Annotated in this window: 19 protein-coding genes and 1 pseudogene; 10 read left to right on the top strand and 10 right to left on the bottom strand. The window is 74.2% G+C overall.

Going from position 1 to position 22,664, the window contains the following annotated elements; translation table 11 throughout:
• Nucleotides 1–17: 17 nt before the first annotated feature.
• Nucleotides 18–806 (bottom strand): annotated as a pseudogene (locus ACFWBD_RS15745) (EamA family transporter); the annotation flags it as partial.
• A gap of 47 nt (nucleotides 807–853) precedes the next feature.
• Between ACFWBD_RS15745 and ACFWBD_RS15740 the strand changes: the two are divergent.
• From ACFWBD_RS15740 to ACFWBD_RS15730, 3 genes are all read left to right on the top strand, one after another.
• Nucleotides 854–2,290: a PLP-dependent aminotransferase family protein gene (locus ACFWBD_RS15740; protein WP_385667142.1), complete on the top strand. Its 1,437-nt coding sequence runs from the start codon at nucleotides 854–856 to the stop codon at nucleotides 2,288–2,290.
• A gap of 164 nt (nucleotides 2,291–2,454) precedes the next feature.
• Entirely contained in the window at nucleotides 2,455–4,041 is a 1,587-nt protein-coding gene (locus tag ACFWBD_RS15735) for an alkaline phosphatase D family protein (protein ID WP_385667141.1), read from the top strand.
• Between the two features lie 196 nt (nucleotides 4,042–4,237).
• Nucleotides 4,238–5,647: a GNAT family N-acetyltransferase gene (locus tag ACFWBD_RS15730; protein ID WP_385667140.1), complete on the top strand. Its 1,410-nt coding sequence runs from the start codon at nucleotides 4,238–4,240 to the stop codon at nucleotides 5,645–5,647.
• 149 nt (nucleotides 5,648–5,796) lie between these two features.
• Here ACFWBD_RS15730 and ACFWBD_RS15725 read toward each other — a convergent pair whose 3' ends face one another.
• A complete protein-coding gene (locus tag ACFWBD_RS15725; RefSeq protein WP_385667139.1) occupies nucleotides 5,797–7,017 on the bottom strand; it encodes a trans-sulfuration enzyme family protein in 1,221 nt (406 codons plus the stop codon).
• A 60-nt stretch (nucleotides 7,018–7,077) separates the two neighbouring features.
• On the opposite strand from ACFWBD_RS15725, the gene ACFWBD_RS15720 reads away from it, so the two are divergent.
• Both ACFWBD_RS15720 and ACFWBD_RS15715 read left to right on the top strand, forming a co-directional pair.
• Nucleotides 7,078–7,569: an Lrp/AsnC family transcriptional regulator gene (locus ACFWBD_RS15720; RefSeq protein ID WP_385667138.1), complete on the top strand. Its 492-nt coding sequence runs from the start codon at nucleotides 7,078–7,080 to the stop codon at nucleotides 7,567–7,569.
• A gap of 33 nt (nucleotides 7,570–7,602) precedes the next feature.
• Complete coding sequence (locus tag ACFWBD_RS15715) at nucleotides 7,603–9,294, top strand: DUF885 domain-containing protein (protein ID WP_385667137.1); 1,692 nt, start codon at nucleotides 7,603–7,605, stop codon at nucleotides 9,292–9,294.
• A 57-nt stretch (nucleotides 9,295–9,351) separates the two neighbouring features.
• Here ACFWBD_RS15715 and ACFWBD_RS15710 read toward each other — a convergent pair whose 3' ends face one another.
• Nucleotides 9,352–9,867: a rhodanese-like domain-containing protein gene (locus tag ACFWBD_RS15710; protein ID WP_385667136.1), complete on the bottom strand. Its 516-nt coding sequence runs from the start codon at nucleotides 9,865–9,867 to the stop codon at nucleotides 9,352–9,354.
• 140 nt (nucleotides 9,868–10,007) lie between these two features.
• On the opposite strand from ACFWBD_RS15710, the gene ACFWBD_RS15705 reads away from it, so the two are divergent.
• On the top strand, nucleotides 10,008–10,454 hold the full coding sequence (locus ACFWBD_RS15705; RefSeq protein WP_385667135.1) for an Lrp/AsnC family transcriptional regulator: 447 nt from the start codon (nucleotides 10,008–10,010) through the stop codon (nucleotides 10,452–10,454).
• On the opposite strand, the gene ACFWBD_RS15700 is transcribed toward ACFWBD_RS15705, so the two are convergent.
• From ACFWBD_RS15700 to ACFWBD_RS15690, 3 genes are all read right to left on the bottom strand, one after another.
• Nucleotides 10,415–13,438, bottom strand: coding sequence for an AAA family ATPase (locus tag ACFWBD_RS15700; RefSeq protein ID WP_385667134.1), 3,024 nt, complete (start codon nucleotides 13,436–13,438; stop codon nucleotides 10,415–10,417). The two genes, ACFWBD_RS15705 and ACFWBD_RS15700, sit on opposite strands and share 40 nt — an antisense overlap.
• Nucleotides 13,435–14,598, bottom strand: coding sequence for an exonuclease SbcCD subunit D (locus ACFWBD_RS15695; protein ID WP_385667133.1), 1,164 nt, complete (start codon nucleotides 14,596–14,598; stop codon nucleotides 13,435–13,437). The genes ACFWBD_RS15700 and ACFWBD_RS15695 overlap by 4 nt, the downstream gene beginning before the upstream one ends.
• 149 nt (nucleotides 14,599–14,747) lie before the next feature.
• Nucleotides 14,748–15,374, bottom strand: a complete 627-nt coding sequence (locus ACFWBD_RS15690; protein ID WP_385667132.1) for a YigZ family protein — start codon at nucleotides 15,372–15,374, stop codon at nucleotides 14,748–14,750.
• 122 nt (nucleotides 15,375–15,496) lie between these two features.
• Between ACFWBD_RS15690 and ACFWBD_RS15685 the strand changes: the two genes are divergently transcribed.
• Nucleotides 15,497–17,464 carry an amino acid transporter gene (locus tag ACFWBD_RS15685; protein ID WP_385667131.1) on the top strand — a complete coding sequence of 656 codons (1,968 nt, stop codon included), beginning with the start codon at nucleotides 15,497–15,499 and terminating at the stop codon, nucleotides 17,462–17,464.
• Between the two features lie 8 nt (nucleotides 17,465–17,472).
• Here ACFWBD_RS15685 and ACFWBD_RS15680 read toward each other — a convergent pair whose 3' ends face one another.
• Both ACFWBD_RS15680 and ACFWBD_RS15675 read right to left on the bottom strand, forming a co-directional pair.
• Nucleotides 17,473–18,021 carry a SixA phosphatase family protein gene (locus ACFWBD_RS15680; protein WP_385667130.1) on the bottom strand — a complete coding sequence of 183 codons (549 nt, stop codon included), beginning with the start codon at nucleotides 18,019–18,021 and terminating at the stop codon, nucleotides 17,473–17,475.
• On the bottom strand, nucleotides 18,018–18,776 hold the full coding sequence (locus tag ACFWBD_RS15675; protein WP_385667129.1) for a hypothetical protein: 759 nt from the start codon (nucleotides 18,774–18,776) through the stop codon (nucleotides 18,018–18,020). The genes ACFWBD_RS15680 and ACFWBD_RS15675 overlap by 4 nt, the downstream gene beginning before the upstream one ends.
• Before the next feature lie 112 nt (nucleotides 18,777–18,888).
• Between ACFWBD_RS15675 and ACFWBD_RS15670 the strand changes: the two genes are divergently transcribed.
• A complete protein-coding gene (locus tag ACFWBD_RS15670; protein ID WP_385667128.1) occupies nucleotides 18,889–19,296 on the top strand; it encodes a CoA-binding protein in 408 nt (135 codons plus the stop codon).
• Nucleotides 19,297–19,346: 50 nt separating this feature from the next.
• Nucleotides 19,347–20,552 (top strand): 4-hydroxybenzoate 3-monooxygenase, encoded by a 1,206-nt coding sequence (locus tag ACFWBD_RS15665; protein ID WP_385667127.1) that lies wholly within the window; start codon nucleotides 19,347–19,349, stop codon nucleotides 20,550–20,552.
• A gap of 2 nt (nucleotides 20,553–20,554) precedes the next feature.
• Here the strand turns inward: ACFWBD_RS15665 and ACFWBD_RS15660 are convergent, their stop codons facing one another.
• On the bottom strand, nucleotides 20,555–20,914 hold the full coding sequence (locus ACFWBD_RS15660; protein ID WP_062646467.1) for a metalloregulator ArsR/SmtB family transcription factor: 360 nt from the start codon (nucleotides 20,912–20,914) through the stop codon (nucleotides 20,555–20,557).
• Between the two features lie 61 nt (nucleotides 20,915–20,975).
• On the opposite strand from ACFWBD_RS15660, the gene ACFWBD_RS15655 reads away from it, so the two are divergent.
• A complete protein-coding gene (locus ACFWBD_RS15655; RefSeq protein WP_385667126.1) occupies nucleotides 20,976–22,076 on the top strand; it encodes a cation diffusion facilitator family transporter in 1,101 nt (366 codons plus the stop codon).
• Between the two features lie 2 nt (nucleotides 22,077–22,078).
• Here the strand turns inward: ACFWBD_RS15655 and ACFWBD_RS15650 are convergent, their stop codons facing one another.
• On the bottom strand, nucleotides 22,079–22,636 hold the full coding sequence (locus ACFWBD_RS15650; protein WP_385667125.1) for a YbaK/EbsC family protein: 558 nt from the start codon (nucleotides 22,634–22,636) through the stop codon (nucleotides 22,079–22,081).
• Nucleotides 22,637–22,664 lie beyond the last annotated feature (28 nt).

Genomic DNA, 22,664 nt, shown 5'->3' with positions numbered 1-22,664 from the left:
GCGAGGCCGTAGGAGCCCGTTCCGACGAGCGGGGCCGTGCAGGCGGCCGCCACCGGGATGAGGCCGGAGAAGAGCGTGGCGCGCTCCGCGCCGATCCGCTGCATGCCCATGTACCAGCACACGAAGCCCACGACGGTGACGACGGCCGCCTGCCACAGCAGCGCGGCCGCCTCCTCGCCGTCCGGCCGTCGCAGCCACGCGCCGCCGTCGAGCAGCAGACCGGCTGCTGCGGCCTCGGCCGCGGCGAGCCCGCACACCGTGGCGGACAGCAGTCGTGGCCCCAGGACCCGCAGGACGGGCACGGCCAGGACCGCGAAGCCGACCTCCCCGGCCAGCGCGCAGACCGAGCAGGCGATGCCGGCGCCGTCCGTGCGGCCCCACCCCTGCACCGTGAACGCGCCGACGGCGACCAGCGACGCCCCGCTCAGTACCGCACGGCGAGGTCGCCGCCCTTCCAGCAGCGGGACGACGACCGCCACGACGACGGGCGCGCAGCCCACGAAAACACCGGGGACGGCGGGTTCCGCCGAACGCTCGGCGGCCAGCACGGCCACATTGAAGCCCACCATCCCGACGGCCGCGAGCAGCGCCAGGCGCAGCCACAGACGCGGCGTGAGCGCCCGCAGCCGGGCCCCGGCCCCGGCCCCCGCCAGCGGCACGAGCAGCAGAAAGGCGAGGCCGTAGCGCAGGGCCTGGCCGCCCGCGTACGGATAGGCGCCGAGGACGCTGTTGGCGGTGAACGACCCTCCGACGAGGAGGCAGGCGAGCGCGGCGAGCAGGGACCCGCGCAGGGTGATCGCGTTCATGCAGCTCACGCTAGGAACGACGGCGGTCCCGGTTAAGGTCCACTTCCATGACGTCATCGGGGACCAATCCCGGCCCGCGGCCCGGGTCGGCGGCCTGGGAACTGCTGTTGCCGGCCGCCTCCGCCCCGGCACGCGCGCGTGGCCGTGCGCTCCAGGCCGCCCTGCGGGACGCGGTCCGCTCGGAGCGGCTCGCGCAGGGCACCCGGCTGCCGTCGAGCCGGGATCTCGCCGCCGATATCGGCGTCTCGCGCGGGCTGGTGACGGAGGCGTACGAGCAGTTGACGGCCGAGGGCTACCTGCGCAGCGGCCGCGGCGCGGGAACGTGGGTGAGCGGCGCCGTCCGGGCGGCCCGGCCACGCGCGCGTGACCTCGCCCCGGGTCCCCCGGGCGTACGGGCCGACTTCGTGCCCGGCACCCCGGACCTGTCGCTGTTCCCGCGCGCCGCCTGGGCCGCCGCGCAGCGGGGTGTGCTCGCCGAGCTGCCCCACCACGAGCTCGGCTATCCCGACCCGCGTGGGCTGCCCCGGCTGCGCACCGCGCTCGCCGCGCTCCTCGCCCGCCGCCGGGGCGTGGTCGCCGACCCGGAGCGCCTCGTCATCGTCTCCGGGGTGGCCCAGGCGACGGCGCTGCTCGGCCTCGCGCTGCACGCGCGCGGGACGGACGCCGTCGGCGTGGAGGACCCCGGGAGCCCCCGGCACGGCGCCCTGTACGCGGCGGCGGGCGTCACCGCCGTACCGCTGGCGCTCGACGCCGAGGGGCTGGCCGTGGACCCCCTCAGGTCGTCCGGGGTACGGGCGGTGGTGACGACGCCCGCGCACCAGTTCCCCACCGGGATCGCGTACTCCGCCCGACGGCGCGCCGCACTGCTCGACTGGGCGAGGTCCGTGGACGGCTTCGTGGTCGAGGACGACTACGACGGCGACTTCCGCTACGACCGCGCTCCCGTGGGCGCGCTCCAGGGCCTGGACCCCGAGCGGGTGGCCTACACCGGGTCGGTCAGCAAGTCGCTGGCACCAGGGCTGCGGCTCGGCTGGCTGCTCGTTCCCGAGGCGCTGGCCGAGGAGGTCGTCGAACGCAAGCGGACGATGGACCTCGGCCATCCCACGCTCGACCAGGCGCTGTTCGCCCGGTTCGTGGAGCGCGGCGACTACGACCGTCAGCTGCGCCGCTGCCAGCGGGCCTACCGGGAGCGCCGGGACGCCCTGGTGGGCGCGCTCCAGGAGCATTTCCCCGGGGCGCGGGTGTCCGGGATCGCGGCGGGGCTGCATGTCATCGCCGAGTTCCCCGGGCGGTATGGGCCGCCGGAGCGGTTCCTCGCGCGGACGGCCGCCGCGGGTGTCGAGGTGCGTGCGCTGGCGGAGTACGCGCACGCGCGTGCCGTGCGGGACGCGCACATCCGTCTCGTCCTCGGTTACGCGCAGATGTCGCCCACGCGTATCCGGGACGGCGTACGCCTGATGGCGGAGGCCGTCGCGGGCGGGTGACGCGGGGGGACACGGGCGGGTGACGCGGGCGGGTGACGCGGCCGTGCGCGTCGGGTCCCGGGTGGGCGCGGCCAGTTGTTCACCTGCGGTTTCCGTGTGCGCTGCGGCGCACCAGTAGTTGTGGCTGTGCACACCGGCCGGTTCCCGCCCCTGGAGGCGCATCCATGTCACCCAGTCCGTTTCCCGGGCGCCGCGGCGTCCTGCGCGGCTCGCTCGCCGCTTCCGCGGCCCTGACCCTGCCCTCCGCCCTCGGCGCGGCGCCCGCCTTCGCCCTGTCCGGGCGGCCCAAGGCGGGTTGGGGTGTGCAAGCCGGGGACGTGACCTCCGACTCCGGGCTGGTGTGGGTGCGCTCCGACCGTCCGGCGCGCATGGTCGTCGAGACCGCGGCCACCGAGTCGTTCCGGGGCGCCCGCCGATGGCACGGCCCGCTGCTCGGCGCCGGTACGGACTTCACCGGCACGACCCGGCTGCACGGGCTGGCGGCCGGCGAGCAGATCCACTACCGCGTGCTCCTCGCCGACCCGGACGACCCGCGGCGCACCGGGGAGCCGGTGACCGGAACCTTCCGCACCGTGGCCCCCGGGCGTCGGCGCGGGGTGCGCTTCCTGTGGTCAGGGGACCTCGCGGGCCAGGGCTGGGGCATCAACCCCGAGCTGGGCGGTTACCGCATCTACGACGCGATGGCGAAGCTCGATCCCGACTTCTTCCTGTGCAGCGGCGACAACATCTACGCCGACGGCCCGATCACGGCGACCCAGGCACTGCCCGACGGCACTCTCTGGCGGAACGTCACCACCGAGGAGAAGTCCAAGGTCGCGGAGACCCTCGCCGAGTTCCGCGGCAACTTCCGCTACAACCTGCTCGACGAGAACCTGCGCCGCTTCAACGCGCAGGTGCCGTCCGTCATCCAGTGGGACGACCACGAGGTCCGCAACAACTGGTACCCGGGCGAGGTGATCGCCGACTCCGACGCCCGGTACACCGAGAAGAGCGTCGACGTGCTCGCGGGGCGCGCCAGGCGGGCGTTCGGCGAGTACTTCCCGATCTCGACCCTGCGTCCGGGCGCGAAGGAGGGCCGGGTCCACCGGGTCGTGCGCCACGGGCCGCTGCTGGACGTGTTCGTGCTGGACATGCGGACGTACCGCAACGCCAACTCGCCGGACGACCAGCGCGTGGACCCGCAGGGCATCCTCGGCGCCGAGCAGCTGGAGTGGCTCAAGCGGGAGCTGTCCCGGTCGCGCGCGGTGTGGAAGGTGATCGCCGCCGACATGCCGCTCGGCCTGGTGGTGCCCGACGCCACCGAGGGCAGGGCGAACATCGAGGCCGTCGCGCAGGGCGACCCGGGCGCGCCGCTGGGCCGTGAGCTCCAGATCGCCGAGCTGCTGCGGTACGTCAAGCACCGGCGGATCACGGGCACGGTGTGGCTGACGGCCGACGTCCACCACACCTCGGCGCAGCACTACCAGCCGTCGCGGGCCGCGTTCGGCGACTTCGAGCCGTTCTGGGAGTTCGTCTCCGGTCCACTCAACGCCGGCGCCTTCCCGGCCAGCGCGCTGGACGACACCTTCGGCCCGGAGCGGGTGTTCGTGAAGGCGCCGACCGCCTCGAACGTGTCGCCCGCCGGCGGCTACCAGTTCTTCGGCGAGGTCGACATCGACGGCGACAGCGGGGAGCTGACGGTGCGTCTGCGCGAGCAGGACGGCACGGTCCTGTTCACACAGGTGCTCCAACCGGGACGGGTCGGCCAGTAGTCCGGCGTCCCGTACCCTCGGATCCGTGCCGCGCACCGGCGTCATCCCCCGGTGCGCGGCACTGCCGTGACAGCTCGTACACGGTGTGACCGTAGAAGAATTAACAAAACGGGCATTGGGAACCTTTACCCATCAGTCACAAACCGTTCGTGATCACGCAACACCGTTCCTCCACAGTGGCTGCATGACTCGAGACATGTCTGATGTGACGCGTGCGAAACGCGGACGCCCGGTACACCACTGGCGACGGGACGTGGTGGAACTCGCCGCGCTGTTCACAGCGGTCGCGGTGGCCGACGGAGTGGCGAACCTGGTGGGACACGGACCGGACGGTCCGGTGCTGCTGGCCGTCTCCGCGGCCGTGCTCGTCGCCACGGCCGGCTTCCACACCTGGTGGGCACGGCGCCACGGTCACGCGCCGCCCACGGGCGATACCGACGCCCGGCCGGGCTCCGAGGAGCCGCAGGCCGGGCCGTCCGAACTCACCTCCCGGGTCACCGAGGAGAGCGCCCTGTGGCGGATGCGGACGACGGTGAAGGACGCCCCGGGGTCACTGGCCACGCTCTGCGCGGCGCTCGCCGGCCACCGGGTGGACATCCTGAGCCTCCAGACGCACCCGCTGGGCGAGGACACCGTGGACGAGTTCCTGCTGCGCGCCCCGGGCGCTCTGGCGGCGGCCGAGATCACCCGGGCCGTGGCAGGGGCGGGCGGCAGCGGCACCTGGATCGAGCGGGCCGACGCCCACGACCTGGTGGACGCGCCGACCCGAATCCTCGGCCTGGCCACCCGCACCGCCCTCGACGCGGCTGAACTGCCTTTGGCGCTACGTCAGTTGCTGGGCCGCTGCACGATCCGTTCGCTGCCCGCCGCGCCGGGCGGCGGCCGCGGGCCGCAGGGCGTGCCCGTGGAGGGCGTACTGGAGGACACCGTGATGCGCCTGCGGGCGCCGGAGGGCGGAGTGATCACCGTGGAGCGGCCGTACCTGCCGTTCACCCCGACCGAGTTCGCACGCGCGCGTGCGCTGGTGGAACTGGACGCCCGGCTCGGCCCGCGGGTGCCGCGCGGCCAGGACGTGCTGACCCTGCCCGAGGGCAACGCGATCACCGTGCGCCGGGCCGACACCGGTGACCTGGCGGCGTCGAAGGCGATGCACGAGCGGTGCTCCTCGCGCACGCTCGGGATGCGCTACCACGGGCCCGTCGGCGACGCCGACCGCTACCTCAGGCACCTGCTCAGCCCCCGCTTCGGCCGCACCCTCGCCGTGCAGACGCCGTCGGGGCGCGTCGTCGGCCTCGGCCACCTGCTGTGGGACGGCGACGAGACGGAGGTCGCCCTGCTGATCGAGGACCAGTGGCAGCGGCGCGGCATCGGGGCCGAACTGCTCGGCCGGCTGGTGGCGATGGCCGTCGAGGCGGGCTGCGAGAGCGTCTACGCCGTGACACAGGCCTCCAACACCGGCATGGTCGCCGCCATGCGCGGTCTCGACCTGCCCCTCGACTACCAGATCGAGGAGGGGACGCTGGTCATCACCGCCCGCCTGGACGGCGCCGCGACCCGGGCGCGGGCCGGCTCCGGGCGGTACGACGAGCGCGTCGCACGCGACTGAGCCACGGAACACCGCGCGGCCCGGCGGTACGACAACACCGCCGGGCCGTCCGCACACGGTTCGCCGCCCACCGTTCGCCGCCCACCGCCACCGCCCACCGTTCGGCGTTCGGCGTTCGGCGTTCGGCGTTCGGCGTTCGGCGCCCACGGTCACACGACGGCGGCTCCGCGCTCGGACGGGGCGGCCGTGGCGCCCGCGCCGAGCGCCCCTCGCAGGTCCCCCCACAGGTCCTCGACGTCCTCCAGGCCGACCGAGAGCCGCAGCAACCGGTCGCTCACGCCCGCGCCCCGGCGCTCCTGCGCGCCCACGATGCGATGGCTGATGGACGCCGGATGCTGAATCAGCGTGTCGACGCTGCCGAGGCTGACGGCCGGGGTGATCAGACGGACCCCCGCGATCACCTCGTGCGGGTCGCCGTGGACCTCGAAGGCGATCATCGCGCCGCCGATCCGCGGATAGTGGACCCGGGCCACCCGCGGGTCCGCGGCCAGCCGCCGGGCCAGGTCGGCGGCGGTCGCGGAGGCGGCCCGCACCCGCACCGGGAGCGTCGACAGGCCCCGCAACAGCAGGTAGCCGGCCAGCGGATGCAGGACGCCGCCGGTGGCGAACCGTATCTGCCGAAGCCGCCCGGCGAACTCCTCGTCGCAGGCCACCACGCCCCCCAGCACGTCCCCGTGTCCGCCCAGGTACTTCGTGGCACTGTGCAGGACGAGCCGCGCGCCCCGCTCGGCAGGACGCTGGAGCACGGGCGTCGCGAAGGTGTTGTCGGCGAGCAGCGGGACCGAGCCGCAGGCGTGGGCGACGGCCCGCAGGTCGACCTCGGCGAGCGTCGGGTTGGCCGGCGACTCGACCATGACAAGGCCGGTGTCCGGGCGCAGCGCGTCCGCGATCCCGGCCGGGTCGGTCCAGGTGACCTCCGAGCCGAGCAGCCCGGCGGTCAGCAGGTGGTCGCTGCACCCGTAGAGGGGGCGTACGGCGACGACGTGCCGCAGCCCCGTCGAGGCGCGCGCGAGCAGCACCGCGCTCAGCGCCGCCATCCCGCTGGCGAACGCGACCGCGCTCTCGGTGCCCTCCAGGCGTGCGAGGGCCGTCTCGAAGCGGGCGACCGTCGGGTTGCCCAGCCGGCCGTAGACGGGCGGTCCCTCCGGCTCCGCGCCGGTCGTGGCGAACGCGTCGATGCGGGCGGCCTCGGCCCGGCTGTCGAACGAGGGGTAGGTGGTGGACAGGTCGATCGGCGGGGCGTGCAGGCCCTGGCGGGCCAGGTCGTCCCGCCCGGCGTGCACGGCCTCGGTGGCCAGTGCGCGGGGCGCTCTCGACGCGGGTCCGCGTACGTCGTCGTACGCGTGCGTGCTCGCTGAGACTGAGTCCATGGACGGCAGGGTGAACATCGAACGGGTCGGTGTAATCGAACACCGTGCTACGTTCGGCCCATGGCTGAATCCGTCGTACTGGATCCGGTCGATCTCCAGCTGCTGCGGCTGCTCCAGAACGACGCCCGGACCACCTACCGGGACCTCGCGGCGCAGGTCGGGGTCGCACCGTCGACCTGTCTGGACCGGGTGACGCGACTGCGCCGCTCGGGTGTGATCCTGGGTCATCAGCTGCGGCTCGATCCGGCCAAGCTGGGGCGTGGCCTGCAGGCGCTGCTGTCGGTGCAGGTCAGGCCGCACCGGCGGGAGTTGGTCGGCCCGTTCGTGGAACGGATCCGGGGGCTGCCGGAGGCGCTCAGCGTCTTCCACCTCACCGGGCCCGACGACTATCTCGTCCACGTCGCCGTCGCGGACATGGCCGATCTGCAGCGACTGGTGCTGGACGAGTTCACCTCGCAACGGGAGGTGGCCCGGGTCGAGACGCGGCTGATCTTCCAGCAGTGGGAGTGCGGACCGCTGCTGCCGCCGACGACTTCGGGACAATCCGCGTGACGTGCGCCACCGCCTCGTACGAGGATGGAGCCCATGTCACAGACCAGCAGCCCGCTGCCCCGCGAGGTCGCCGACGCGTATGTCGACGACCTCATCGCCCTCGACCCGGTGACCGGTACCTATCTCGGCGTGCAGGAGAGTTCGAGCCGTCTGCCCGACTACTCGCCCACCGGCCAGGAGGCGCTCGCGCAGCTCGCGCGGGACACCCTGGCCAGGCTCGACGAGGCGGAGCGGCGGCCCGGCGCGGAAAGTGACATCGAGCGCCGGTGCGCGCGCCTGCTGCGCGAGCGCCTGACCGCGGAACTCGGTGTGCACGACGCCGACGAGGCACTGCGCGCCGTCGGCAACATGGCCACTCCGCCGCACAACGTGCGCGAGGTGTTCACCGTGACACCCACCCGGACCGACGCGGACTGGGCGGCGGTCGCCGAGCGGCTGCGCGGGGTGCCGGCGGCCCTCGCGGGCTACCGGGAGTCCCTGGCGCTGGGTCTGGAGCGCAAGCTGTACGCGGCGCCGCGGCCGACCCTCACCTTCGTCGGACAGCTCACCGAGTGGTCGGACACGGACGGCGAGGGCCGCGGCTGGTTCGAGGACTTCGTGTCCACCGGTCCTGACGCGCTGCGCGCGGAGCTGGACGAGGCCGCCCGGACGGCGACCGCGGCCGTCGTGGAGCTGCGGGACTGGATGCGCGACGTGTACGCGCCGACGATCGAGAACGCGCCGAACACCGTCGGCCGGGAGCGGTACGCCCGCGCGTCCCGCTACTTCAACGGCACCGACCTCGACCTCGACGAGGCGTACGCCTACGGCTGGGCGGAGTACCACCGGCTGCTCGCCGAGATGAAGAAGGAGGCCGAGAAGGTCCTGCCGGGCGCGGAGACCCCCTGGGTGGCACTGGCCCATCTCGACGAGCACGGCAAGCACATCGAGGGCGTCGACGAGGTCCGCGACTGGCTCCAGGGCCTGATGGACCAGGCGATCGAGACGCTCGACGGCACGCACTTCGAACTCGCCGAGCGGGTACGGAAGGTGGAGTCGAGGATCGCCCCGCCGGGCGGCGCGGCCGCCCCGTACTACACGCCCCCGACGGAGGACTTCTCGCGGCCGGGCCGTACCTGGCTGCCGACGATGGGGCAGACGCGCTTCCCGGTCTACGACCTCGTCTCCACCTGGTACCACGAGGGCGTCCCCGGTCACCACCTCCAGCTGGCGCAGTGGGCGCACATCGCCGGGGACCTCTCCCGTTACCAGGCCTCGGTCGGCATGGTCAGCGCCAACTGCGAGGGCTGGGCGCTGTACGCGGAACGGCTGATGGACGAACTCGGCTTCCTCACCGACGCGGAGCAGCGGCTCGGTTACCTGGACGCGCAGATGATGCGGGCGGTGCGGGTCATCGTCGACATCGGCATGCACCTGGAGCTTGAGATCCCGGCGGACTCCCCCTTCCACCCGGGTGAGCGCTGGACCCCGGAGCTGGCCGAGGAGTTCTTCGGCGGGCACAGCAGCCGCACCGCGGACTTCGTGGAGAGCGAGCTGACCCGCTATCTGACCATCCCCGGCCAGGCGATCGGCTACAAGCTCGGCGAGCGTGCCTGGCTGCTGGGCCGGGAGAAGGCCCGCGAGCGCCGCGGCGACGCCTTCGACCTCAAGTCCTGGCACATGGCGGCCCTTTCGCAGGGATCGCTGGGCCTGGACGACCTGGTGGACGAGCTGGCACAGCTCTGAGCCACGATTCGGGGCCGGGCGTGGCGGAATGCCGCCGCGCCCGGGCCGAACGGGCGGTCAGCAGCCGCAGTTCTCGGCGTCGACGGGCGCCGTGAGGGGATCTGCGGCGCGCCGCTCGCCGCCCTCCCAGGTCTCGTACGCGAAGCCCTCCCGCGCCCAGTACTCGAAGCCGCCGAGCATCTCCTTGACCCGGTAGCCGAGTTCGGCGAGCGCCAGGGCCGCGCGCGTGCCACCGTTGCAGCCGGGCCCCCAGCAGTACGTGACGACCGGCACGTCCCGGTCGAGGAGCCGCGGGGCCTGCTCGGCGATGAGCGCGGTGGGCAGGTGGACGGCGCCCGGGACGTGGCCCTGGTCCCAGGACTCGGTGGAGCGGGAGTCCAGGACGACGAAGCCGGGGTCGTCACCGGCGGCGAGGGCGGCCGCCACGTCGGAGACGTCGGCGTGGAAGGCGAGGCTCGCCCGGAAGTGGGCGGCGGCCTCGGCCGGGCCGGCGGGGGGCACGCGAAGAACAGGGTTGACCGTGGTCGCGGCGGCCGTGCCGGTCATGGCGGTGAGCGGGGTCATGGGGGTCATGGCGGGGGCCCTCCCGTGGGGTTCCGGCTGGTCACTGCTTTCGATGACCAGAAATCTACGACCGGTGATCCCTCTCTCTGAAGAGGCGTTCCCCGGCCTGTGCCTTGCCCCGCCGGGGATTCCCCTGCTATCCCTCACTCATGACCGCGTATTCCCCGGACGCCACCGACTGGCGCATTCTCGAGGTCCTCCAACGCGAGGGCCGGGCCAGTTTCGCCGACCTGGCGCGTGCCGTGGACATGTCGCCGAGCGCGGTCACCGAACGGGTGCGGCGGCTGGAGGAGGCGGGCGTCATCCAGGGGTACGCGGCCGTGGTGGACCCCGAACGGCTGGGGCTGCCGATCCTGGCCTTCGTGCGGCTGCGCTACCCCAACGGCAACTACAAGCCGTTCCATGATCTGGTGGCCGTCACGCCCGAGATCCTCGAGGCTCACCATGTGACGGGCGACGACTGCTTCGTGATCAAGGTCACCGCCCGTTCGATGCGGCACCTCGAAGAGGTGTCGGGCAAGATCGGCGCGCTGGGGTCGGTGACGACCAGCGTCGTCTACTCGTCGCCGCTCCCCAGGCGCCCACTGGGCCGGTAGCCCCGCTGCCGCACCAGCGACCCCGATCTCCCCTTGACGACCTCCAGCTGGGCGTGGATCCGCCGCCGCAGGTCGGCGACGTGGCTGACGATGCCCACGCTGCGGTCGCGTTCGCGCAGCGAGTCGAGGACGTCGAGGACCTCGTCGAGCGTCTGGTCGTCGAGGCTGCCGAACCCCTCGTCGATGAAGAGGGTGTCGAGACGGACCCCGCCCGCCTCGTCGGTCACCACGTCGGCGAGACCGAGGGCGAGGGCGAGCGAGGCGAAGAAGGTCTCGCCGCCCGACAGTGTGGCCGTGTCCCGCTCGCGCCCGGTCCAGGCGTCGACGACGTGCAGGCCGAGCCCGCTGCGGCCGCGCCCGGCCCGGTCGTCGGAGTGGACGAGGGTGTAGCGCCCCGAGGACATGCGCTGCAGGCGGACGGTCGCGGCGGCGGCCACCTGTTCCAGACGGGCGGCCAGGACGTACGCCTCCAGGCGCATCTTGCGCTCGTTGTCGGCGGAGGTGCCGGCGGTCAGACCGGCCAGCCTGGCCACCCGGTCGTACTCCTCGCGCAGCGGCCCGAGCCGCCGTACGCCGCTCTGCGCGCGCGCGGAGAGCTGGTCGAGTTCGGCGCAGCGGCGGGCGGCGGCGTCCTGGGCGGAGGCGGCCGTGCGCAGCCGCTCGGCCGCGGCGGCCGCCGACCGGTCCGCGGCCACGAGGTCGGCGGCCGGCTGCCGGGCGGCCGCCACGGTGTCGGGTTCGGCGAGGACGGCCCGTACGGCGGCCTCCTCGGACGTCCGGGCGTCCAGCCGCCGTTGCAGCTCGCGGTGGGCGGTGTCGTCGAGGAGGGCGTCGGCGGCGGCCCGCGGAGTGTCGAAGCCGGCCCGGAACGCGGCTTCGTCGAGGCGTCCGTCGGCTGCCTTGAGACGCTCGGCGCTCCCCTCGGCAACGCGGGCGGTGTCGGCCGCGTCGGTGAGCCGTGCCGCCAGCCCCTCCAGTTCGGCGGCCCGTGCGGCGACGCTCGCCGCGGACCCGCGGGCCTGCGTCAGCTCCCCCTCCAGGGCGACCCGTTCGCGCTCCAGGCGCTCCCGGTGACCCACCCGGGAGGCGTTCCGCACCGCGGCCTCGCGCTGCGCCACCGTGCGGCGCTCGTGCTCCTGCTCGGCCTGGCGCAGCTCCTCGCGCGCGGGGTGCAGCGCGGAGGCCTCCCGGCGCGCCTGCGCGTAGCCCTCCTCCCCCTCCTGGGCCTCGGCGGCGAGCCGGTCCGTCGGGGTGTCGCCCGCCTCGGCGGTGGCGGCCGCGAGCGTCTCTCGTACGAGGCCGAGCTCGCGTTCGTCCTGGGCGTGCCGTTCCTCCGCGCGCCGGGAGGCGGTGAGCGCCCGTTCCTCGGTCTCGCGGTCGACGTGTCCCGCGACCTTGCGGGCGGGCGCGGGGTGTTCGGTGGCGCCGCAGACGGCGCACGGCGTCCCGTCGGCGAGGGTGGCGGCCAGTTCGGCGGCGATGCCGTTCAGGCGCTGTTCCTTGAGGTCGAGCCAGTGCGCGCGGGCCGTCTGTGCCTGCTCCCCGGAGGCGAGCGCCCTGCGCTGGGCGGCCTCCAGATCGCGGGCCAGCTCGTCGCGCAGCCGGGCCGCCTTCAGGCGCCGCTGCATGGGCTCGCGCCGGCCGTCGAGCTGTTCGGCGCGGGCTGCGGCCTCCTGGGCGGCCTCGATGCGGGCCTGGAGACCCGTGCGGACGACGTCCCAGTCCGCGAGCCAGGCCGCGGTCTCCGTCAGGACGTCCTCGTCGTCGCGCTCCCGCCGGTCCAGGTCGGTCCGCTCGGCCACGAGGCCGGCCAGCCGTCGCTCGCCCCGGCGGGCCGACTCCAGCCCGCCCAGTTCCTCGGCGGCCCGGCGCGCGGCGGCGGCGAGCCCGGCGGCTCCGGCGTCCGCGAACCGCCGCGGGAGCAGGTCCCGCGCGTGTGCCGCTCGGGCGGACGCCGTGGCGTGCTCGGTGTCGGCGGCCTCGCGCAGTTCCAGCGCCGGCGCCACCGACTCCGCCTTGCGCGCCCGCTCCATCCGCGCCTGCGCGTCCCGATGCTCGCCCGCCCGCTCCTCCAGTACGGCTGCCCGCTCGCTCGCGTCGGCGAACCGCCGCTGGAGCCGGGCCCGTTCACGTACGTCGTCCAGGGCGCGCTCGGCGGCGGCCTGCGCGGACTCGGCGGCGAGGCGGCCGCAGTGGGCGGTCGTCAGCAGCTCACGGGAGGTGCTGCGAGCGACGGCGGCCGCGGCCAGCACCGCCTCGGCGAGCCCCGGATCTCCCGGGGCGAACTCGGGCAGCTCCATGGCGTCCCCGGCGACCTGCTGCATCCGGTGCGCGTCGGCGAGCAGGGCGGAGTCGCCCTCGCGCACGCGTGCCTCGGTGGTGCGGCGGCGCTCGACGAGCCGCTTCTCGACCTCGGCGAACCGCCGGGTGTCGAAGAGGCGGCCGAGCAGCCGGCCGCGCGCCTCGGCGTCGGCCCGCAGGAAACGGGCGAAGTCGCCCTGGGGCAGCAGCACGACCTGGCAGAACTGCTCACGGCTCATACCGAGGAGCTGGGTGATCTCCTCGCCGATCTCCTGGTGGGAGCGGCTGAGGTCCTTCCAGGCAGCGGCGACCGCGTCGTACTCGCGAAGCCAGCTCTGTGCCTTCTCGACCGTCGTGCCCGTGCCGCGCTTCTTGGGCCGCTCCCAGGGCGGCTGCCGGGTGACCTCCAGCCGCCGGCCCGCGACGGTGAGTTCGAGGGTGACCTCGGTGCGGGTGCCGGGCGCCGCGTGGTCGCTGCGCAGGGTCAGGCCCTGGCCGCTCTGCCGGGCGCCGGGTACGGAGCCGTACAGCGCGTAGCAGACGGCGTCCAGGACGGAGGTCTTGCCGGCGCCCGTCGGCCCGTGCAGCAGGAAGATCCCGGCGGTGGAGAGCTCGTCGAAGTCGACGCTCTGTGGGTCGCCGAAGGGGCCGAAGGCCGTCAGGTCGAGCCGGTGCAGCCTCACCGTGCCACCTCCCGTACCGCGTCGTCCGCGCGCACCGCGTCGAAGGCGTCGCGCAGCACGCCCTGCTCGCGGGCGTCGGGGCCCGCCCCGCGGACATGGGCCACGAAGTCCTCGGCGATCTCCTGGTCGCTGCGGTCGGCGAGCCGCCGGGCGTACGACACGTGGGGGTCGTCGGGTGCGCGCTCGGGGGCGAAGACGAGGCTGAGCGTGTGCGGGAAGCGCTGGGTGAGCCGGGCCATGGGGTCGGCCGGGCGGGCGGCGTCGGTGAGCGTCGCCTCGACCCACGCCTCCTCGTGGCGGGTGAGGGCGGGGTCGGCGAGCAGTTCCTCCAGGGGGCCGCGGACCCGGGCCAGCGCGCGCGGCACCGGGCAGTCGATCCGCTCGGCGTCGAGCTCCCCGTCGGCACCGAGGTCGACGAGCCACATGGTCTTGCGGTGCTCGCTCTCCGAGAAGGAGTACGGCAGCGGGGAACCGGAGTAGCGCACGCGCTCGGTGATGCTCTGGCAGCCGTGCAGGTGCCCCAGTGCGGTGTAGTCGACGCCGTCGAAGACCCCGGCGGGCACGGAGGAGACCCCGCCGACGGTGATGTCCCGCTCGCTGTCGCTGGGCTCGCCCCCGGTGACGAAGGCATGGGCGAGGACGACGGAACGCGTACCGCGCGCGCGTGTGGCGAGGTCGGCGCGGACCCGGTCCATCGCCGCGGCGAGCACGCTCTCGTGGCCGGCCTTCTCCACTCCGAACTCGTCCTTCACCAGGGCGGGTTCGAGGTAGGGCAGGCCGTAGAACGCCACGTCCCCGTGGGTGTCGGCGAGCACGACGGGCGTCCCGGCGGCGGCCGGGTCGGTGCGCAGGTGGATGCCCGCGCGCCCGATGAGCCCGGCGCCCACGCCGAGCCTGCGGGCCGAGTCGTGGTTCCCGGAGATCATCACCGTGGGCACGCCGAGGCCGGCGAGCCGGTGCAGGGCGTCGTCGAACAGTTCGACCGCGGCGAGCGGGGGCACCGCGCGGTCGTACACGTCTCCCGACACGACCACCGCGTCGACCTCGCGCTCACGCACGGTCGTGACGAGGTGACCGATGAACTCCGCCTGGGCGCCGAGCATGTTCACCCGGTGGAACGCCCGGCCGAGATGCCAGTCGGAAGTGTGCAGGAGCCTCATGATCCCCGAGACTAACGGCCGGGTCTGACATCACGGGCGGTTACTCCCGTATCGCACCGTCATACCAACCGACATAAAGGGGCGTTACGGACATCTCACCCACGCGTTCGCTGGGCGTGTGACGAATCACCGAGTCGCACGCCGGCGCGTCACGCGTCCCCGTAGGCCTCCCCGCCCAGCTCGAACCCCGCCCTCCCCGCCGTCGCGTCCGCGAGCCAGGCGCGGAAGGCGTCCACGTCGGCGTCCGGCAGGCCGATCTCGATGGTGACCTCCTCGCCGTAGCGGACGTCCCGTACCGCGCGCCCCGTCGAGTGGAGGTCGTTGTGGACCTTGCCCGCACGCTGGTGGTCCACGGTCACCGTGGCCAGGCGGAAGCGGCGGCGGGTGAGGGTGCCGAGGGCGTCGAGGGCCTCGCCGACCGCGCCGCCGTAGGCCCGGATGAGGCCGCCCGCGCCCAGCTTGACCCCGCCGTAGTAGCGGGTGACGACGGCCACGACGTACCGCATGTCGCGGCGCAGCAGCATCTGGAGCATCGGGACGCCCGCCGTGCCGCCGGGTTCGCCGTCGTCGCTCGCCCGCTGGACGGACGCGTCGGCGCCGATGACGTACGCCCAGCAGTTGTGGGTGGCGTCGGCGTGCTCCTTGCGGACGGACGCGATGAAGTCCTGGGCCTCCTGCTCGGTGGCCGCGGGGGCGAGGGCGCACAGGAAGCGGGAGCGGTTGACCTCGGTCTCGTGCACGCCCGCGTGGGCGACCGTGCGGTACTCGTCCTGCATCCGGCCAGCCTAAGCGGTGATCGCCGAGTCGCCGTCGGCGGAGGTGCGGGCGACGATGTGCCGAGGCAGCCAAGGGTGGTGACCGTGGACCATGACCCGACCGACCGCAGGGAGCGCGCAGCATGACCGGCCCCCGGGTGAAGGAGAGCAGCGCGGGTCCGCCGTCCTCCCGGTGGCGGGCCTGGCTCCTGGAGGGGCTCAGCGAGCAGACCGCCCGCCATCCGGGCCCGCACGCCGCCCCGCGGGCGGAGGAGAAGGGCCACCGCTGGTGGCGGGTGATGTGCCTGACCGGTGTCGACTACTTCTCCACCCTCGGCTACCAGCCGGGGATCGCCGCCCTGGCGGCCGGTCTGCTGTCCCCGCTCGCGACGCTCGTGCTGATCGCGCTGACGCTGCTCGGCGCGCTGCCGGTGTACCGCCGGGTGGCGCACGAGAGCCCGCACGGCGAGGGCTCGATCGCCATGCTGGAGCGGCTGCTGCCGTGGTGGTCGGGGAAGATTCTCGTGCTGGTGCTGCTGGGGTTCGCGGCCACCGACTTCATGATCACGATCACCCTGTCGTCCGCGGACGCCGCCGCGCACGTCGTGGAGAACCCGTTCGCCCCGCACTGGACGGCCGACGGCAACGAGTGGATCACACTGCTGCTGGTCGGCGCGCTGGGCGCGGTGTTCCTCAAGGGTTTCCGGGAGGCGATCGGCATCGCGGTGCCGCTGGTGGCGTCCTTTCTCGCGCTCAATCTCGTGGTGCTCGGCGCCTCCGCCCAGGAGATCCTCACGCACCCCGTGCGGATCGGCGACTGGACCGACGCCATGACCGCCGAGCACTCCTCGCCCTGGGCCATGATCGGCGTGGCCTTGCTGGTCTTCCCGAAGCTGGCGCTCGGCATGTCCGGCTTCGAGACCGGGGTGGCGGTGATGCCGCAGGTCAAGGGTGATCCGACGGACACCTACGAGGAGCCGAGGGGGCGGGTGCGGGACACCCGCAAGCTGCTCACCACGGCCGCGCTGGTCATGAGCTGCTTCCTGCTGCTGTCCAGTCTGGCGACGACGATCCTCATCCCGCAGGACGACTTCGAGAGCGGCGGCCCGGCGAACGGCCGGGCGCTGGCCTATCTCGCGCACGAGCATCTGGGCGAGGTCTTCGGCACGGTCTACGACGTCTCCACGATCGCGATCCTGTGGTTCGCGGGCGCCTCCGCGCTGGCCGGTCTGCTGAACCTCGTCCCGCGCTATCTGCCCCGCTACGGCATGGCGCCCGAATGGACGCGCGCGGTGCGCCCCCTGGTGCTGGTGTTCATGGCGGCCGCCGTGTGCATCACCCTGTGGTTCAACGCGAACGTCGACGACCAGAGCGGCGCCTACGCGACCGGCGTGCTGGTGCTGATGCTGTCGGCGGCGTTCGCGTCCACCGTGGCCGTGCACCGGCGGGGCCGCCGCCGGGCCACGCTCGGCTTCGGCGCCATCACGGCCGTGTTCGCCTACACGCTCGTCGCGAACGTCATCGAGCGACCGGACGGCATCCGGATCGCGGCGATCTTCATCTTCGCCATCCTGGTCACGTCGTTCGCCTCACGGGTGCGCCGTGCCTTCGAACTGCGCGCCGCCGAGGTCACCTTCGACGAGGTGGCGGCCCGGTTCGTCGACGGGGCCGCGCGGCACGGGCCCCTCCAGCTCATCGCGAACGAGCCGCGGGAACACAGCACGCGCGCGTACCGCGCCAAGGAGTGGGAGCAGCGCGAGCACACCCCCATCCCCGGCGGCGGCCCGGTGCTCTTCCTGGAGGTGTTCGTGCGGGACTCCTCCGACTTCACGGCGGACGTCACCGTGCGCGGCGACGAGAAGCACGGGGTCCGCAGGCTGCGCGTCGCCGGTCCCACGGTGCCCAACGCCATCGCCGCGGTCCTGCTGGCGCTGCGCGACCGCAGCGGCCGGGTGCCGCACGCGTACTTCAACTGGACCGAGGGCAACCCGGTCGGCCAGCTGATCCGGTTCCTCGTCTTCGGTGACGGCGAGGTCGCCCCGGTCACCCGCGAGGTGCTGCGCCGCGCGGAGCCCGATCCCGGGCGACGGCCGCGCGTGCACGTCGGCTAGCACGTCGGCTAGTTCTCCCGCGGCCTGCGGCCTCTCGGCACGGTCATCGACGTCAGCAGGGCCGTGCCCGGGGTCAGGGCCCGCCAGCCGGGCCCGTACCAGGCCAGGACGGCGATCGCCGACGTCGGGAACTTCAGCCGCACCTGGTCCAGGGCGTCGCCGGCGCCGTCCCCGGCCAGGGCGAGGACCAGTTCCTCCAGCCCGGGGTTGTGCCCGACCAGCAGCAGCGTTCCGACCTCGGCGGGCGTCTCGTGGACGACCTCCAGGATCCCGGGGACGTCGGCCCCGTAGAGCCGTGGGTCGAAGCGCACCGGGGCCGGGGCGCCCCACTCGGCGGCGGCCAGCTCCCAGGTCCGGCGGGCGCGGGCGGCGGTGGAGCACAGGGCGAGGTCCGGAACCCGGCCGGCCCCGGCGAGCGCGCGGCCCGCGGCCGGCGCGTCCCGCAGGCCGCGCGGGGCGAGCGGCCGCTCGTGGTCGGGGACGCCCTGCGGCCAGGCCGACTTGGCGTGCCGCAGGACCACCAGCCGGCGCGGGGGTGTCCCGCCGGGCCCGTTCACGCCGGGGCTCCCACGTCGCGCAGGAGGTCGAGACCGAGGAGACGGTCGGCGTAGGCGTAGCTCTCGAAGCGAGCGCCTTCCGGCAGCTCGGGGCCGGCGTCCTCCACCCACCGCAGCACCCGCAGCACCTCGGGCAGGTCCAGGTCGTCCTCCCAGGCGGTACGCAGCCGTCCGCGCACCCCGTCGGGGACCGGCCGCGAGGGCCGCCGCGCCCAGTCGGCGACGGCTCGCCGCCAGCGCACGAGGGTGTCCCGGGCCTCGCCCAGCACGTCCGCGTCGAGCCGGACGGGCTCGGTGCGGGGCCGGGCGAGCAGGGCGAGCCGCAGGACGGCGACGTCGGTGTCCGTTCCCCCGGGGGCCCGGCCCGGCCCCCTCCCCCGGGGCACCGCGCCCTCCGCCGGCGCGACGGCGACACACACCCCGTCGGGGGCCCGGCCGCCCTCCTCCACCACGTACAGGATCTGCGCCTCGCCCACTCCGGCGCCCGTGCCGAGGTCGCGGCCGTCCTCGAAGGGGTGCATGCCGAGGGCGGTCGCGCCCGCCCGGAGTTCCGCCTGATCGCGTTCGCCGGACAGCAGCGCCCACACGGGCGTGCCGCCGAGTTCCAGCGCGCGGACGAGCAGATCGGCGAAGAGGAGGACCCGGAGCGACCCTGCCCCGTACCCCGAGGCATGCGCCTCCACCCGGGTCAGGCCACGGCGGACGGGGGCGGCGACAACGGGTTCGCCGGTTCGGACGTCGATGATGCGCAGCACGAGGCGAGCCTAGGCGGGCGGGCGCGACTTCGCAGGCAGGGACCGGAATCAGGGTCAGGCGCGAGCTGTTGTAGCCGAGGTCTGTTCCTTTCCGATCTCAAGGAGGCCGCCGGTGCACGGCGACGAGGCAACGATCCGCAAGATCCTCACCGGACTCGGCGACACCTGGGCCGTCGTGGGCCTGTCGACGAACCGCGGGCGGGCGGCCTACGGAGTCGCCGAGGTGCTCCAGCGCTTCGGCAAGCGGGTCGTACCCGTCCACCCGAAGGCGGAGACGGTGCACGGGGAGCAGGGGTACGCCTCCCTCGCGGACATCCCCTTCGAGGTGGACGTCGTCGACGTCTTCGTCAACGGCGAACTCGCGGGCGCCGTCGCGGACGAGGCGGTCGCCAAGGGCGCGAAGGCGGTGTGGTTCCAGCTCGGCGTCGTCGACGAGGCGGCCTGCGACCGTACGCGGGCCGCGGGCCTGGAGATGGTCATGGACCGTTGCCCGGCGATCGAGATTCCCCGGCTGGGCTGACCGGCCGGTGTTCTCCCGGCCGGGTCGGAGGGCCCGCCCATAATGTGCGGGTGACCACCGACTCCCCTTCCCCCCACCACACTCCGGTCGTCGTCGTGGGCGCGGGCCCCGCAGGTCTCACCGTCGGCAACATCCTGCGGGCCGCGTCCGTCGACTGCGTCGTACTGGAGACGGAGAGCCGTGAGTTCATCGAACAGCGGCCCCGCGCCGGAGTCATCGAGGAGTGGGCCGTCCACGGGCTGCGGCAACGGGGCCTGGCGCGCAACCTGTTGGCGCGGGCCCAGCGGCACTCCGCGTGTGAGTTCCGCTTCGGCGGCGAGCGCCACCGCCTCTCCTACACCGAGCTGACGGGCCGGCACCACTGGGTGTATCCGCAGCCGTTGCTGGTGACGGACCTCGTCCACGAGTACGTCGACGTACGTGGCGGCGACGCCCGCTTCTCGGTGCGCGACGTCGAGCTGCACGGCCTGGACACGGCCCGTCCTTCGGTGTCGTACACCGGCCCCGACGCCACCGAACGGCAGGTGCTGAACTGTGACTTCGTCGTCGGCGCCGACGGGGCGCGCGGGGTCAGCCAGGCCGCGCTGGTGCCGGAGCGGGCCCGGATCGCCCGGCACGACTACGGCATAGGCTGGCTGGCGCTGCTCGCCGAGGCGCCGCCGTCCTCCGACTGCGTCCTGTTCGGCGTCCATCCGAACGGGTTCGCCGGGCACATGGCGCGCGGTCCCGAGGTGACCCGGTACTACCTCCAGTGCCCGCCCGGCGACGACCCGGAGAACTGGTCCCACGACCGCGTCTGGTCCGAGCTGCACCAGCGCCTCGAGGGCGCGGGGGCCCCGCCGCTCACCGAGGGGCGGCTGATCGAGAAGCGCGTGCTGGACATGCACGACTACGTGGTCGAGCCGATGACGTACGGGCGGCTGTTCCTGGCCGGGGACTCGGCCCACCTCGTCGCGCCCATCGCCGCGAAGGGCATGAACCTCGCCCTGCACGACGCGTTCCTGCTGGGCGACGCGCTGGTCGACCGTCTCGACGGCGGCGACGGCCACGGCCTGGACGGCTACTCGCAGGCGTGTCTGCGCCGGGTGTGGGACTACCAGGAGTTCTCGCAGTGGCTGTCCGAGGTCTGCCACGGGACCTCGGCGGGCGACCCGTTCCGCGCGGGCACGACGTTCGCCCGGCTGCGCCGCCTGTTCACGTCTCCCGTCGCCGCTGCCGCCTTCGCGGAGCAGTACCTGGGGACGGCCGGGCACTAGTGTCAGTCGTGCACCGGCTCGTCCCCGAGCCGGTGGTCCGCCACGTTCAGCGCCTCGTCCACCAGGCGGCGCAGATGGCCGTCGGAGAGCGAGTAGACCACCCGGCGGCCCTCCTTGCGGGTGCTCACGAGCCCGGCCAGCCGCAGCCGCGCCAGATGCTGGCTGACCGCCGGCCGGGCCGCTCCGACGCCTTCCGTCAGCGTCGTCACGTCGGCCTCGCCGGCGGTCAGCGCGTGCAGCAGCGCGAGCCGGGTGCGGTCGCCGAGCAGGGCGAGAAGTTCGGCGGCGAGGGCGAACTGCTCCTCGCCGGGGGTGCGCGGGTGCGCATGGTGTGCAGGTGACAGGTGCATGCGTGCGCTCATACGCACATAATGGTGGTGTGGGCGGACGCGCGTCCACCTCGGCGCACCGGAAGGGACCGACGTGAGCGAGCGGCACGACCACGAGCACGGACACCGGCACGACCGCGGGCACCAGCACGACCGCGCCCACGAGCACCCCCACCACTCCCCCTCCTCTCCTTCCCGCTCCTCCTCCCCGGGCCTGCGCCACCGCGTCGCCCACCTCCTCACCCCGCACTCGCACGAGAGCGCCGACAAACTGGACCCGGCCCTGGAGTCCTCGGCCCGGGGCATGCGCGCGCTGTGGGTCTCGCTGGCGGTACTGGGCGTGACGGCCGTCGCGCAGGCGGTCGTGGTCGCCCTGTCCGGGTCGGTGGCGCTGCTCGGCGACACGGTGCACAACACGGCGGACGCACTGACCGCCGTACCGCTGGGGATCGCCTTCGTGCTCGGCCGGCGGGCGGCCACCCGCCGCTTCACCTACGGCTACGGCCGGGCGGAGGATCTGGCGGGCATCGCGATCGTGCTGACGATCGCCGCGTCGGCGGCCTTCGCGGGGTGGACGGCGGTCGAGCGGCTGATGAATCCGCGCCCGGTCGAGCAGGTCGGCGCGGTCGCGGTGGCCGCGCTGGCCGGCTTCGCGGGCAACGAGTGGGTCGCGCGGTACCGCATCCGGGTGGGCCGTTCGATCGGCTCGGCCGCGCTGGTCGCGGACGGGCTGCACGCCCGCACGGACGGGTTCACCTCGCTGGCGGTGCTGCTGGGCGCGGGCGGCTCGGCGCTGGGGTGGCAACTCGCCGACCCTGTCGTGGGGTTGGCGATCACGGCGGCGATCGCGCTGGTGCTGCGGGACGCGGCGCGCGAGGTGTTCCGCCGGGTGATGGACGCCGTCGACCCGGCGCTGGTCGACCGGGCCGAGCACGCGCTGCGGGAGGTCGAAGGGGTGCGCGGGGTGGGCGAGTTGCGGCTGCGCTGGATCGGGCACCGGCTGCGGGCCGAGGTGGCGGTCGTCGTGGACGGCGAGGCGACGGTACGCCAGGCGCACGGGATCGCCGTGGCGGCCGAACACGCCCTGCTGCACGCCGTGCCGCGCCTGACGGCCGCGCTGGTCCACGCCGATCCGGCGCCGGTGCCGGGCGAGGACGACCCGCATCTGGCCCTCGCCCATCACACGGCGGTCTGAGCTCAGGCCACGCCGAGCCCCTCCAGCACCACCGCGCCCGGCAGTTCGGCGAACGCCTGGCCCGGCACCAGCAGCTTCCCGCGCCGACGCCCGCTGCCCACCAGGACGTACGGCAGGTCGACGACAGCGGAGTCCACCAACACCGGCCAGCCGGCGGGGAGTCCGATCGGCGTGGTGCCGCCGTACTCCATGCCGGTCTCCCCCACCGCCGTGTCCATCGCCGCGAACGAGGCCTTGCGGGCCCCGAGTCGACGGCGCACGACGCCGTTGACGTCGACCCGGGTGGTGGACAGCACGACGCACGCGGCGAGGGTCGTGCCGCCGCCCCGCTTGCCGGCGACCACCACGCAGTTCGCGGACTGCTCCAGCAGCTCGCGGCCGTAGTGCTCCGCGAAGACGGCCGTGTCGGCCCACCGCGGGTCGGTGTCGACGTGGACGAGCCGGTCGGCGGGCACGCCGCCGCTCCAGTGCCGTACGGCGTCGGCGACCGGGCCGACCAGCTCGTCGAGGCGGTCGGGGGCCGGGGCGGCGGTGTCGAAGCGTCCGATGGGTGCGCGCATGACCGCACGCTGACAAGCCGCCCCCCAG

It is taken from the genome of Streptomyces sp. NPDC060002 (assembly GCF_042737245.1).
GTDB lineage: Bacteria > Actinomycetota > Actinomycetes > Streptomycetales > Streptomycetaceae > Streptomyces.
This window is presented reverse-complemented; position numbering and strand designations above follow the sequence as displayed.

Bases quoted from the DNA above. Each gene is read 5' to 3' on its own strand.
- ACFWBD_RS15715 (WP_385667137.1), top strand. From the start codon at position 7,603: ATGTCACAGACCAGCAGCCCGCTGCCCCGCGAGGTCGCCGACGCGTAT.
- ACFWBD_RS15720 (WP_385667138.1), top strand. From the start codon at position 7,078: ATGGCTGAATCCGTCGTACTGGATCCGGTCGATCTCCAGCTGCTGCGG.
- ACFWBD_RS15710 (WP_385667136.1), bottom strand. From the start codon at position 9,867: ATGACCCCCATGACCCCGCTCACCGCCATGACCGGCACGGCCGCCGCG.
- ACFWBD_RS15725 (WP_385667139.1), bottom strand. From the start codon at position 7,017: ATGGACTCAGTCTCAGCGAGCACGCACGCGTACGACGACGTACGCGGA.
- ACFWBD_RS15735 (WP_385667141.1), top strand. From the start codon at position 2,455: ATGTCACCCAGTCCGTTTCCCGGGCGCCGCGGCGTCCTGCGCGGCTCG.
- ACFWBD_RS15730 (WP_385667140.1), top strand. From the start codon at position 4,238: ATGTCTGATGTGACGCGTGCGAAACGCGGACGCCCGGTACACCACTGG.
- ACFWBD_RS15650 (WP_385667125.1), bottom strand. From the start codon at position 22,636: ATGCGCGCACCCATCGGACGCTTCGACACCGCCGCCCCGGCCCCCGAC.
- ACFWBD_RS15695 (WP_385667133.1), bottom strand. From the start codon at position 14,598: ATGAGGCTCCTGCACACTTCCGACTGGCATCTCGGCCGGGCGTTCCAC.
- ACFWBD_RS15740 (WP_385667142.1), top strand. From the start codon at position 854: ATGACGTCATCGGGGACCAATCCCGGCCCGCGGCCCGGGTCGGCGGCC.
- ACFWBD_RS15660 (WP_062646467.1), bottom strand. From the start codon at position 20,914: ATGAGCGCACGCATGCACCTGTCACCTGCACACCATGCGCACCCGCGC.
- ACFWBD_RS15685 (WP_385667131.1), top strand. From the start codon at position 15,497: ATGACCGGCCCCCGGGTGAAGGAGAGCAGCGCGGGTCCGCCGTCCTCC.
- ACFWBD_RS15705 (WP_385667135.1), top strand. From the start codon at position 10,008: ATGACCGCGTATTCCCCGGACGCCACCGACTGGCGCATTCTCGAGGTC.
- ACFWBD_RS15690 (WP_385667132.1), bottom strand. From the start codon at position 15,374: ATGCAGGACGAGTACCGCACGGTCGCCCACGCGGGCGTGCACGAGACC.